Origin of the sequence: Paenibacillus sp. SORGH_AS_0306 (assembly GCF_030819345.1) — a bacterium.
In the GTDB taxonomy this organism is placed as follows: Bacteria; Bacillota; Bacilli; order Paenibacillales; family Paenibacillaceae; genus Saccharibacillus; species Saccharibacillus kyungheensis.
In genome coordinates, this window is record NZ_JAUTBP010000001.1 from 4,362,521 (window position 1) to 4,375,959 (window position 13,439).

Below are 13,439 nucleotides of genomic sequence, written 5' to 3' on the forward strand. Positions count from 1 at the left end.
TTACCTAGCGTATACATGTGATAAATAAAATATACAAAAACACGACTACGATTATAGGCAGTCGTGTTTTGCTATTTCGATATTATTGACTTTGTTATATGATCTCCACAAATCGAATCCAATACATTCCAACATAATAAGTAGTCTCTATTTTAATTCAATTGAAAATAGTCGTTGATTCCGTCCACAATTCCTTGAGCAACTCGATCTTGAAAAGAGTCTGTAAATAAAATAGCTTCTTGTTCTGCATTACTGATAAATCCAATCTCTAAAAGCGTTGCTGGCATTTCAGCTTTTTTTAGTACAACAAATCGATCGGTTTTGACTCCTCGATCTTTGAATTGTGTTGCTTCGATTAGATGTTCATGCATAATCTTCGTTAACGATAAACTAAGATCATTGTAATAATACGATTCAGTACCTGTAACAGGCGATGGCTTTGAAGTTGCAGCGTTCGCATGAATAGAAATAAATGCATCTGCATGAATATCATTAGCGATCTTAGGGCGACCATTTAATGTAACATAGGTATCATCACTTCTGGTCATCACGACATCCACTTTAGATTGCTGTTTGAGAATAGCTTCTACTTTAAGTGCAAGAGCTAGATTAAAGTTTTTTTCTAATGTATTGGTTGCTCCTATTGTTCCTGTAGCATAATCGCCATGCCCTGCATCGATCACTACTATTTTTTTCCCTTCACTACCTATAGAAGCTGTTGGCGGTGTTGTAGCTATAGGGCTAAGATCAATCAGAAGAGTATTCTGAGAACTGGTATCCACTTTATAATTCAGGCGAGCATGTGTATCTATTACTACTCGTACAGTAGGCGGATCGTTTTTGAATAAAGAATAGCGAATACTTGAGATACTCGCATCATTGGATGCTTCCAGTTGTCCATGATTATCCTGATCCAATGCTTGCCCTTGTCCAAAGCTATTCGAAAATGCGGTTTGAGGAAGATCGATTACAATCCGTTCTGGATTAGACATCGCAAAAATGTTAGGCGTTATCGCATCACTTGAAGAGATTAATAATCGATTATCACTATAACTAATTGCATTAATCAGGGTCGTCCCTTCTAAATATCTAGGATCAGATTGAAACTCTGGGATTGCATCTAGATTCTCGGATGAATCGATCGTAGTACTTGATACAGAGGTAGATGCATCTTCTGGAGTAGTTAGCAAAACCGATCTATTGGGACTATCCCACTGTACATTCAACCCCATCTGCTCCCCTACAAAACGCAATGGAATAAAAGAAGTTCCTTTACTAAGCATTACTGGATTATTCAATTTGACTACTGATCCATCTACAATTGCAGTCGATTGGTTTACAGTAAAATCAATAGAATGATTATTTTTTTGAATCGTTATTTTATTTTTTACTTTATTCCAATTCACTTCATACCCCATCTCTTCAACAACAATACGAATAGGGATCATAACTTGATTATGTACTATCTTCACTTGCGATTTGCTAGACAACGGTATTTGTTTACCATCGTAAAAAATTTGTGTTTCTACAGTACTGGCATGACCTACCTGAGGTATCAGGCAAAATAAAATCATAAACGCTAAAATAAACCTTACATTCTTCACTCTTTTTCCTCCTTATATTTACAATCATATATAAATATAGTAAAAAAGTGATATAAAGTTTCGATTTCATAAAAGATAGTTTGTAAAATGGTTTATTCAGGAATTGAGTTTTGTCTAAATAAAGTAATCTTATGTTGTACATTTTGCTGAATGAGCAGACACTTAAATAATTCACTTTTGATAATAATCGTCAGCAAAAAACCACGATTATTGTTCAACTATAATCGTGGCTTGCGTATAGGTTATCAGGTTACTTTGTTATACTGTCATTCCTAAAAATTGATCCAATCGATTTTTTTGAAGCCAGTGATGACGGTAATGCATATCAATAATCGTAAACCATTCCTGAGCGTTTAAATGCCCAAAGCGTGGATGAGCTACTGTATATTGTGGATTCACTGTCGCTAAAAGCGGCTCTATATTCTGCATACGTGCACGCACTTGTTCTAATCCTTCTAGCAATTCGGCTTTGGTAGAAGGTTGTGTGGGTGTATAAAATGGAGAAGCTGGAACCTGTACACGAATAGGTGGAAAATTGCCTAATTCCAGTATTGCTTCCCCTGCATAGGTTTTGTAGTTCACTTCGGTGATCTCTTCTTCTGCTTGCTGACGCTTGATACAGGTATCAATATTGGCAAGATGCATCTGTTGCGCCGATTGTATCAAATGATTGTACATTTGACCGAGTGACCATTGTTCTGCCTCAGGTTGTAACGTTAACTGTTCAATACTATACGGTTCCAACGCTTGAATATACTGATCGACTTCCTGTTCAAATTGTTGCAGTACCTTTTTCGTATCCATTGATATCTTCTCCTTGGGCGCTTCACGATCTGAAGTAGCGATCTGAGCGGTTGATTTGTATTTACTATACAAAAACGCTACTGACAACATTATGTCAGTAGCGTTTTAACATATTATTTATTTTTTCAATCATTTGTAATCGCAACGATGTCGGTTCTAATACAGTCACCTGATCTCCCCAACTCAATATCCAGAAAAGCACATCTTCTACCTGCCGTACACGTAGCGTAACGATCGTAGCAGATGGTTCTTCTTCTATTTTTTCGATATAAAAATTACCTACTTCTTGAATACGTTCGGTCATATGAGGATCAAACTGTAAACGTATCACCATCTTCCGATCATCAGGCGGGCGGTACTCGGATAATTTGAAATGCTCGGGTAACACAAAACTATCCTGTAATTCCACCAGATCAGAAATACGTGACAACCGAAAATGCCGAATATCTTGCCGTAATTCACAATAAGCTACCAGTACCCAGTGATTCGTATTAAAGGCTAGACCGTATGGACAGACTGTTCGTGTAATAGCAGAATGATGTGGCTTACTGTATCCAAATTGTAATTTGCGTTTTTGGACAATCGCTTGTCCGATCGGTTCAATATATTGTCTGTCATCTATTGTCGCTGGTGTTCTTTGTTGAGCCAATAAGCGAATCCCTTCACGCATTGGATTCGATTGTTCACGTACGATAGCTGGCAAAATAGATTCGATTTTGCGCCGGGCCACTTCTGCATTACGGCGATAATGTTGTCCAAATTGCTGTTCTACAAAATCGGTACCGATTAACAAAGATACTGCTTCAGAGGCTGTAAAATGAACCGGCGGCAAAAAGTACCCTTCCATTAACGAATAGCCTTGCCCGGGAGAACCAAGCAATGGCACACCTGCTTCACTGAGTGCTTGCATATCGCGGTAGATCGTCCGTACGCTGATCTCAAAGATACTCGCTAAATCTTCTGCACGTACCCACGATTTGCGCTGAAGCTCCAGTACAATCGCTAACATGCGCTCTGTTTTGTTCATTGCTTCACCTCATCCGCTCCCACAATCACTATTTAAAAATACTATACTGTTATTTACTTTGTTTGACCAACTTTTTACGGATAGCCATCTATAATCTACACTCATGACTGGGTAGCACAAAAAACCGTTACTGCATAGTTTACAGTAACGGCTGGGTAGATATGAATTTGTACAAATATTACGTGGTTTGCGAAGAAATCCCTGTCTTCACTTGAGTGCTATCTCCAGCATCAGATGCCATAGCACTCGAATTTTCGTTGTCCTCTGGATTGTCGAACATTTCACCTTTACGCGATAAAATAATATTTAACAAGACTGCTGTAATCGAACCGGTCACGATCCCGTTTTGCAAAAGAGTCTGGGCAAAGCTTGGCAATTGACCGAACATATCTGGCAATACCGCAGAACCCAATCCAACAGCAATACTACATGCCACGATCATCAGATTGCGATCATTACGCAAGTTCACTTCTGACAGGATCGAGATACCCGATGCCGCTACCGATCCGAACATCACGATCATCGCTCCGCCTAATACTGCATTTGGAATCACAGTCGTAAGAGCTGCTAATTTCGGCAATAAACCAAGTACAATCATAATACCGGATGCTGCAAAAATGACATTACGTGTTTTGACTTTGGTAAGCGAGATTAGCCCTACATTTTGAGAGAACGCTGTATACGGAAAAGCATTGAAAAATCCACCTAACATAATCGCTAGACCTTCAGAACGAAGTCCGTTGACGATCTGTTTTTGCTCGACTTTCTGTTCAATCGCTTTCCCGACCGCAATATAAACCCCTGTCGATTCCACCATACTCACAATATTAACAATCACCATCGTGACAATGGCGGTTAAGCTAAATTCCGGTATACCGAAGTAAAAAGGCTGTGCTACACGTACCCAAGAAGCTTCCCCAACCGATCCGAAATGCACCATTCCCATACTATACGCCACTACAGTACCAACAAATAATCCGACCAATACCGAGATCGAACGCAAAAATCCTTTAGCCAGACGATTGACTAACAAAATCACTAATAACGTTATCAGCGCAAGCATAAGATTATGAGGTGCGCCAAAGTCACTACTACCTTGTCCACCTGCTACATTGTTCATTGCAACTGGAATCAACGATAAGCCTATAATCGTTACGACCGAACCGGTGACGATTTTCGGGAAAAAGCGAAGCAGTCGACCATATAATGGTGCGATCAAGACAACAAATAATCCAGATAAAATAATCGCTCCATAGGCGGTGGCGAGATTCGAGGTCGACGCGATTGCAATAATCGGGCCTACAGCAGTAAACGTACATCCCAATACAACCGGTAATCCACTACCAAAATAACGTGTTCCTAACACTTGTAGCAATGTAGCAATCCCGCAGGTAAATAAATCGGCGGCGATGAGATAAGCCATTTGTTCGGCAGTCAGATGCAAGGCTCCACCGACAATAAGCGGTACAGCAATCGCTCCTGCATACATCGCCATCACATGTTGAAGCCCTAGTGTAAATATTTTGCGTCTGCTTAACATGGAGAATCCTCATTTCCAGAAGCTACGGTCACCAGAGAAGGAACCAATGGTGTCTCTTCGATAAAATCAACATGCCCTGGAGACATCGATGAAATGCGTGCTAGCGATTGAATCGGAATCTGGCGTTCTTCCAGTAGTCCGCGTCCCTCCTGGAATGTCTTCTCGATCACACATCCTACACCAACCAGTGTCGCTCCTGAAGCTTTGACGATATCTGCTAGACCAACTAACGCAGCTCCTGTGGCTAAAAAATCATCCACGATCAAGATACGATCTTCTTTATTCAGATAACTTTGGACGATGGTAACTTGATACGTTTCTTGCTTGGTAAAAGAATGTACAGAAGCCGCGTAGACCACATCACCTTGCGTGATTGCTTTTTTCTTTTTGGCATAGACGAAAGGAACACCCAAAGCAATTCCAGTCGCCATAGCAAATTGAATCCCGCTTGCTTCGATCGTTAACACTTTGGTGATCTTTTCATGGGCGAAAAGTCGGGCAAATTCTTTGCCGATCTCAACCGCTAATCCCGTATCGACCTGATGATTCAGAAATGAGTCCACTTTCAATACCTTTTCGGACAGAATCTGTCCTTCCTGACGAATACGTTCTTGTAATTCTTTCATATGGTCTCTCTCCTTTAGAATAACGATGTAATTTGGGGGAAATAAAAAAGACAGACTTCCTTGAGTGATTGCTCTCAAGTGAAGTCTGTCTGTATCGATCCTCTATAATCATCATGTCCAATTATAAAAATACGATCTGCATAACAATGTATTGATCCCAAGCGAATGTTATCGCTATGCTCAAATACATGCTTCACTCATAGTCAGATCATTACAGTGGTGATCCGGTAGAAACTTTTGGGCCATATTCCCAATATTATATGAGGTCGATTGCCGATTCCTCGCGCAATCTGTATAAAATTATATATGTATACTACACGTATTCATGTAACGTTTCAAGAATAATTTTCACATTTTCATAAGAGAAGAGCCTTTTATTATACATTCTCTTTCAACAAACCATTTTTTTAAATTATTTTCTGCTTTAATACAGGATTCAATAAAATAGAGATAAACAAATGAGCTAACCCGATAGCAGAAGCTATAAAAACAATAAATATACCAGAAAGAACGTATTCTTTATATCCTGCGATAATCATCAGTACTACAAAGTTAAGGATATACATACTACCAATATACGTTTTTACTCTGTTTTGATACGAATTGAAATATAAAAGAACCTGCAAGAGGATCGAGAAAAATAAGATATAAAAAGCCGGCAGAAATATAATCACTGTTGCAAGATTATTAAACAGTAGAAATTCATCTTGCAAAGAACTACTTGGCCAATGAACAATTACTCCGTAGGAAGAAATAACAGTAGATGCCATAATCCAAATGTAATAAATGTATATCAATGTGCTTCTCCTCCTTTCTACAACTGTACAGATCTTATAACAAAATTAAATATACACAAAAAAAAAACCGCCAAAGAGTTCTTACTCCTATCAGCGGTTTTTATCTACATTTTCTACAATTATTAAATGTTACACTACCGTACTAATAGGCTTTTTTAAAAAGACACCGTAAGAAATAGCGCCCATCACAAGCAATCCTGCTCCAAGCAAAAATACATTATTGAAGCTACCCGTGGTATCCAAAATATATCCGGTGACGACAGGAGCAAGTGCGGCTCCCAAAAATCCACCGAAGTTCTGGATCGCACCGAGTGAAGCGACTTGTTCACTTGGCGCGATATCCGCTGCAAGTGTCCAGATCACACCCGAAGGTAGTTGTGAAGCAAAATAGCCAATCGATAACAATACAATACTCAGTGTCGTATTATCTATAAATGGAATCGGAGCTACTGAAGCGGCTGCTAGAATCGCTCCACCAACGATAGGCACTTTACGCGAAGTTATAGGAGCAACGCCTTTACGAATAAAATAATCTGAAATGAAACCGCCGAGCAACACTCCAATAATCCCTGCCACAAATGGAATCGAAGCAATCCAGCCTGTTTCTTTTAGTGTAAAGCCTTGTTCTTTCTCTAAATAACTTGGCAACCATGTTAAATACACCCAGATGGTAAACATGATACCAAAGTTACCGATAATCATAAACCATGTGCTGGGATGCTTGAACAAGCCAGACCATTTGGCTGGCGGTGCTTCGGTTGAAGTTGTTACTGGTTCTTGCTCTGGTTCTACAGGTGTATCTGCTTCATTGATCCACTGTTTCTCTGCTAGTGTCGGATCACGATACACTTTGAGCCAGATCAACATAATAATAAATCCAATCACCCCGATAAAAATAAACATGCCTCTCCAGGTCATCGTCAACATCAAGATGGTTAATAACGGAGGAGCAATCGCATTCGCAATCTGTGAGCCTGTATTAATAATCGAAGTCGGTAATCCACGTTCATTTTTAGCAAACCATTTGCCTGTTACTTTCAACCCTGATGTGAAAAAAGGAGATTCTGATACGCCGAGCAACATCCGCATCGCATATAGCAATGAATATGAATTCACAAATGCGCTTATAATCGTTGCAGCAGACCATAATCCTGAAGCCCAGGCAAACATCTTTTTCGGACCAAAGCGATCGACTAACCAGCCCGCAGGTAGATTCGCCAGTGCATATGGCCATAGAAAAGCAGATAATAACAGACCCATTTGTGTAGCTGACAATCCAAATTCAGCAGCAATTGTAGTGTTGGCAATACTTAGATTCGACCGATCCAAATAATTCACTACCGCTCCAAGCAATAATAGCAAAATAATCCCCCAGCGTAAGCGAGGTTTTTGGGTAGGGATCGTAGATGTTGCTTGAGAAATAGTACTTAATTTTGCCATAAGAATACACTCTCCTTATTCTTTCCCACTTTTCGTATATATCATTTATACGTTGTTAAAAGAATATTAATCTTTTTAAGTTTGTTGCTTATTTTGTGGTTTATATAGAACAGTGATGACTTTATTCATATTTGTATCCGCTTGCAGAAAATGCTTTATTAAAAACTTGTTGCATTGTGCGATTACTGAACGAAAAAGTGGATCTGTCCGGCTATATAGCCGGCATTATCCATAGATACTTTATTTGATAGAAGAACGTGCTTGCGCAACAGCCGCCAAAAATTCTTGAGCTGCCGCAGTGACTTTACTGTAGTTTCCATCTTTTTGCGCAGCTTTGGTAATATAACTACCTACACCTACACCGATACATCCAGCTTCTAGCCATTCATGTACATTTTGTGGTGTGACTCCACCTGTTGGGGTGATTGGCGCTTGAGATAATGGCGCTGTTACCGATTTTACATATTGAGGTCCTAATGTTTCGGCAGGGAATAATTTGACGATATCTGCTCCTGCTTCTAATGTTTCTAAAATTTCAGTCGGTGTATACGCTCCGCTCACCGTCACCGCTTGATAACGATTCGCCATTTTGATCATAGCTGGATTCAATTGTGGGCTAACTAACAATTCAGCTCCTGCCAGAATAGCCGCTCTAGCTGTCTCCGCATCTAGAATCGTACCTGCTCCAACCAATACATCAGCACCTTTATACTTTCGGGCTAATGTCCGAATAACATCAAGTGCATTCGGAACACTCATTGTAATTTCTAATGCTTTGATTCCACCTGCTACAGCAGCTTCGGCTACAGCGAGTGCTTCTTGTTCATCATCCAGACGAATAATCAATACAATGCCTGTATCTGCGATCCGGTTGAGATTCTCCAACTTTCTCCACATAATTCTGTCCTCCAATAACGGATATAGCACCTATAGCTATATTAATATGTCTACTTTTATATCTGATTCGGATACAAACGATGACCACTATACCCAAGCTGATTCGATAATTTTAGAGCCGCTTCTTGTACAAGACGAACAATCATTTGCTCGCGTTCAGGATTCATACCGGAATACATACTGGCTACACTAATCGCAGCAACAGGATGATTCCATTGATCATAGATTGCTGAAGCAATACAGTACATCTCCAAGTTATCTTCGCGATCATCAATCGAATATCCACGCTCACGAATCGCTCGCAAATCTTGCAATAAGTCTGGTATCGTAACTTTGGAATACGATGTTCTGGCAGGTAATTCACTATCCCCTAGAATATGTTGAACTTTATCATCAGGCATAGCTGCTAATAACGCTTTGCCCAGTCCAGTTGTATGAATATATCTTCTTGAGCCTAATTTGGCTGTAGGTCGCATCACAGAATAACTTTCTGCTTTGTCTAGATATACGACTTTACCTTTGTCTTCTATACCAAGAAATACAGTACTGCCAGTTTGACGATTCAGTTCTTGTAATAGCGGTCTTGCCAGATGTGGAATGCCAAGGTTGGACACATAAGCCATCCCTGTCTCAAAAATACCTAGCCCCAGACGATACGTTTTCAGGCGCGCATCATCCAACTCAATAAAACCTTTGTATAGCAAAGTCTGTACTAACTCAAAAGCACTACTTTTGGGTAGCCCCAGTTCTTTACAGATTTCATTTAACGTCAGAGGCGAACTACTTTTAGATAACAGTACCAAAAGATCGACAACCCGTTCTGCTGATTTATTCACACGAATTTTATCCATATAGACTCCTTAAAAGCACTATCTTTTAAAGTTCGTATATGTGAACAAGTTTCGCTATTTCGAACTATGACCCCATTATATAGATAACATTTTGGAAATTCAATCATTTTCGACAAAAAAATTATTTTATAATTCTCCTGTGAAAAGGACTTGAATTCTAAATGAAAACGTTATACTCTATTTATGTTCATTCGATATTGCGAATCAAGTTCGTATATACGAACTATGAGTGCAGTATATTATTGTTTATTTTGTTTGTTTTATACTTTTGTATATTGAAATCGCTTTATATCTTATTATTTTATCATTCCTGCTTGAGGAGGAACATACTTTGCAACCAACTGTAATTTTTTTGATAGGTTCTGCTGGTTCAGGTAAGTCTACCATCGGTCAATGGATAGCCCAACAATACAATTATTGCTATTTGGATAAAGATACCATTTGTAATACATTTACTGGAGAATTGTTAGAATTGAAAGGGTACTCACGAAACGATCGTGATGGATGTGCTTATTATAGCGAAGTGGTGATGCCGTTAGAGTATCAGGCTTTGCTGAATATTGCGAATGATAATGTGCAATTAGGTCGCTCGGTTGTACTGGATGCTCCATTTCTAAGCTATTTCCCTGATCCACATTATATTACTAACCTTATTGACAAGTATGGATGGCAACAGGCACGTGTAAATCCAGTCGTATTACAGATTACCGTAGATGATAAAGTACTGCGTACACGTATGCAAGAACGCAACTTGGAACGGGATCAGTGGAAATTTGATCATTGGGATGCTTTTATTGAAGGGCTACGCAGTAAGCATTGTCTCTGGGAAGGAATTCGTAAAATACAGTTCGATAACAGCTCGGCTACGATTCATACCGAACACTTAAAAGAAGTATTAGATATTCACTCTATCCATGAATAGATCACAAGTAGGGACAGACTGCGATCTTATTGTGTAGGTGCCGTATTGTCTGTGGCATCGCCACGTATCCCTACTTGCTGGAATGTTCTATTGTTTATACGCTTTTCTGATTTGAGAGATCGGTATTGGCAATTGAAGTCAAACAATCCCACGAATCTCGTCTAGCGACTGTACCTTTTCCTTTTCCATCCATGCTGTGAGTCCAGATACCAATTCCTCACCTGCATGTAAATTCACAAAATTATACGTCCCGATCTGTACCGCTTCGGCTCCAGCCATAATATATTCAATGATATCTTCTACTGAGCTAATCCCGCCCATACCGATCACTGGAATAGAGAGTGCTTGAGAGACTTGATGCACCATCCGTAGCGCTATCGGCTTGATCGCAGGGCCAGATAGACCTGCATACGTATTTTGAAAAGCACTACGCCGCTGAGCAATATCGATCTTCATCGCTGAAAAGGTATTCACTAGCGATACCGCATCCGCACCTTCTTGCTCACACATATACGCCATTGCGACAATATCTTGTGCATTGGGTGATAATTTGACGATCAACGGAATACGAGTAACCTGTCTAACTTCTCGTACAATCTGGCGAGCCACTTCGGTATCGACTCCGAATTGAATACCGCCTTCTTTGACATTAGGGCATGAAATATTCAGTTCTAATAGATCAACAGCCTTCTGTCCCTGACGTTGACGGAGATCGCAAGATTCGCTGATCTGCGCCGCACCAGTTACGTATTCTTCCAGATGTGCTCCACCCAAATTAGCAATAACCACCGCCCCACTGGCAACCATATGATCTAATTCATTTTCCAGAAAAGACGTTATTCCTGGATTCTCCAGCCCGACACTGTTCATCATACCTGATGGTGTCTCCTGTACGCGACAACCGGTATTGCCTGAACGTGGATGCAACGTCAGACCTTTACTCGCTATCCCGCCAAGTATACTGAGATCATACAACTCACCATATTCTCGTCCGAATCCGAATGTTCCAGAAGCCATAATGATAGGATTACGCAGTGCTACGCCTGCTAGATTACATATGAGAGAGGTCATTCCAGTTCACCTCCTCTGCTGTAAATACAGGTCCTTCTTTGCACACACGAGCATTACCATTCACCGTCTGAATTGAGCAAGTGAGGCAAGCGCCGATACCACATGCCATTCGTTTTTCTGTTGAAATGTATAATAATGTGCGCGCATGGAGTGATTTTATTTTTGTCGCCAGAGCTTGTAACATACCCGCGGGGCCACATGCCATAATGACTGAATACAATCTAGGGTCTACGATATCAACGATATTGGTGTGTTGCCCCTGAGTGATATGAATCTGCTGGCTGTCCTCTACGATCTGCTCGAAAGACTCGACCGCAAACGAATGATGATTAAATCCTACATAAATATCTGCCTGACGGTAATGTTTAGCCGCTAATAGTAACGGCGCTACTCCCATTCCTCCGCCAACCAAAGCAACCGATTCAGAAGGATCAACGACCGGGAATCCATTTCCAAAAGGGCCGGACAGTTGCAATTCCTGTCCTACCGATAAGCTTGCTAATAGAGCTGTTCCTCTACCTGTCACTCTATATAAAAAGGCGATATAATCATCGCCTTGATCATGAATACTCAGCGGACGAGACAGCAAAGGATCGGTTATAGCAATCCCCTGTGTAGCACGATGACGTATCATATAAAATTGTCCCATCGCTCCTGCCCATTGACCTGCTACCTTGATCACATACACGCTTGGAGCTACTTTTGTATTTGAGATAATCGTTGCCATGCTCACTTCCCCCTTTTCACCGCTCACTATCTTACAGGGAAGTGTAGAATTTGGTTGTAACTATTTTCACAGTTGTCTTATCTTTTTAATCGTTTATTTAGCGTACTAGATTAATATTCAGCAGACTAAGCCCTATCACTGTTAACAAAATAAAAGCAGTCATCATCACATGTACTTTGCGGTACATTACCAGAATAGCGATATATTCGCGGATAAAAGCATTTGGTAAATAATAAAATGCAGTACGTGAACCTACCCCATCGCCTGTAATCCCTGCTTCTCGTGCATAAATACCTGCGCGGAATAAATGGAAATTGTTCGTCACAAATATACAGGAATATGGATTACCTTCCATCAATGCATCCATTTTTTGTTTGGAAAATTGCATATTTTGTAGTGTATTTACAGATTGATTTTCGACAATAATCTGATCATTAGGGATTCCTTTGGATCGCAGATAATTGCGTATCGCTTCTGCTTCAGCAATCGCTTCGTCACTACCCTGTCCACCTGAAGCAACAAATCGAGGAGGTGATTGTATTTTTTGTTGTCGATAATAAAAAGTAATCGCACGATCAATACGACTTGCTAATAGCGGGGGAACACGATCTTTAATCAATCCACTGCCTAAAATAATAATAAAATCTTGATTGAGCTTTACTCGGTTGAGGTTGTACAAAGTGGAGGATACCAGATAACAAATAAATAAAAATCCATAATACACAAAGCATAACTGAATAAAGATAATAACAGGTTGCAAAATACCGACCGAAGGCATCAGGAATGTAATAACAGGTAAAGTCGCTATCCCTATGCCTGCAAGCAAAGATAGCAAGTTAGGTAATTTCCAGCCTTCTTTGGATAATAACGTACGTCCATTGTAGATCAGTGCAATCCCGATCACTAATAACATGACAGGAGCAAGTAATACTAGAATAAGTACTAATAATAGACCGATATATGGAATAACCCCATCCAGATTACTGATTGCATACACAATCGAACTGAACAAAAGAAGCAATATTCCAATCGTCAGAAAGACTCCATTTCGTACCCGCCGCTGATCGATTGCGTAATTGATAACGAACAAGATAAGAAAAAAGACAGTCAAACTGTATATATAAATCACGTAT

General features: G+C 40.1%; 13 protein-coding genes and 1 riboswitch. Of the genes, 1 reads left to right on the forward strand and 12 read right to left on the reverse strand.

The features are described from left to right. Positions 1–152: 152 nt before the first annotated feature. The 9 genes from QE450_RS19275 to QE450_RS19315 form a co-directional block, all read right to left on the reverse strand. The gene (locus QE450_RS19275) at positions 153–1,604 is read right to left on the reverse strand and encodes an N-acetylmuramoyl-L-alanine amidase family protein (protein ID WP_307301401.1); all 1,452 of its coding nucleotides are present in this window, start codon (positions 1,602–1,604) and stop codon (positions 153–155) included. 258 nt (positions 1,605–1,862) lie between these two features. After that, positions 1,863–2,408, reverse strand: coding sequence for a DinB family protein (locus QE450_RS19280; protein ID WP_273614129.1), 546 nt, complete (start codon positions 2,406–2,408; stop codon positions 1,863–1,865). A gap of 94 nt (positions 2,409–2,502) precedes the next feature. After that, a complete protein-coding gene (locus QE450_RS19285) occupies positions 2,503–3,435 on the reverse strand; it encodes a helix-turn-helix transcriptional regulator (protein WP_307301404.1) in 933 nt (310 codons plus the stop codon). Positions 3,436–3,613: 178 nt separating this feature from the next. After that, positions 3,614–4,975, reverse strand: coding sequence for a nucleobase:cation symporter-2 family protein (locus QE450_RS19290; protein ID WP_307301407.1), 1,362 nt, complete (start codon positions 4,973–4,975; stop codon positions 3,614–3,616). After that, positions 4,969–5,601, reverse strand: coding sequence for a xanthine phosphoribosyltransferase (locus QE450_RS19295; protein WP_307301409.1), 633 nt, complete (start codon positions 5,599–5,601; stop codon positions 4,969–4,971). The genes QE450_RS19290 and QE450_RS19295 overlap by 7 nt, the downstream gene beginning before the upstream one ends. A gap of 180 nt (positions 5,602–5,781) precedes the next feature. Next, positions 5,782–5,885: riboswitch (purine riboswitch) on the reverse strand. Positions 5,886–6,008: 123 nt separating this feature from the next. Continuing rightward, positions 6,009–6,398 (reverse strand): hypothetical protein, encoded by a 390-nt coding sequence (locus tag QE450_RS19300; RefSeq protein WP_307301411.1) that lies wholly within the window; start codon positions 6,396–6,398, stop codon positions 6,009–6,011. A 129-nt stretch (positions 6,399–6,527) separates the two neighbouring features. Beyond that, positions 6,528–7,838 (reverse strand): MFS transporter, encoded by a 1,311-nt coding sequence (locus tag QE450_RS19305; RefSeq protein WP_307301413.1) that lies wholly within the window; start codon positions 7,836–7,838, stop codon positions 6,528–6,530. A 240-nt stretch (positions 7,839–8,078) separates the two neighbouring features. After that, positions 8,079–8,735, reverse strand: a complete 657-nt coding sequence (locus QE450_RS19310; protein WP_307301415.1) for a bifunctional 2-keto-4-hydroxyglutarate aldolase/2-keto-3-deoxy-6-phosphogluconate aldolase — start codon at positions 8,733–8,735, stop codon at positions 8,079–8,081. A 56-nt stretch (positions 8,736–8,791) separates the two neighbouring features. Continuing rightward, complete coding sequence (locus QE450_RS19315) at positions 8,792–9,586, reverse strand: IclR family transcriptional regulator (RefSeq protein ID WP_301262616.1); 795 nt, start codon at positions 9,584–9,586, stop codon at positions 8,792–8,794. 331 nt (positions 9,587–9,917) lie between these two features. On the opposite strand from QE450_RS19315, the gene QE450_RS19320 reads away from it, so the two are divergent. Beyond that, a complete protein-coding gene (locus QE450_RS19320; protein WP_307301419.1) occupies positions 9,918–10,508 on the forward strand; it encodes a P-loop nucleotide/nucleoside kinase family protein in 591 nt (196 codons plus the stop codon). Positions 10,509–10,646: 138 nt separating this feature from the next. Here QE450_RS19320 and QE450_RS19325 read toward each other — a convergent pair whose 3' ends face one another. The 3 genes from QE450_RS19325 to QE450_RS19335 all read right to left on the reverse strand — a co-directional run bounded on the left by QE450_RS19325 (position 10,647) and on the right by QE450_RS19335 (position 13,435). After that, on the reverse strand, positions 10,647–11,579 hold the full coding sequence (locus QE450_RS19325; RefSeq protein ID WP_307301422.1) for a dihydroorotate dehydrogenase: 933 nt from the start codon (positions 11,577–11,579) through the stop codon (positions 10,647–10,649). After that, positions 11,560–12,306, reverse strand: a complete 747-nt coding sequence (locus QE450_RS19330; RefSeq protein WP_307301424.1) for a dihydroorotate dehydrogenase electron transfer subunit — start codon at positions 12,304–12,306, stop codon at positions 11,560–11,562. Before QE450_RS19330 ends, QE450_RS19325 begins: the two co-directional genes overlap by 20 nt. 97 nt (positions 12,307–12,403) lie before the next feature. Next, entirely contained in the window at positions 12,404–13,435 is a 1,032-nt protein-coding gene (locus QE450_RS19335; protein ID WP_307301426.1) for a YdcF family protein, read from the reverse strand. Positions 13,436–13,439 lie beyond the last annotated feature (4 nt).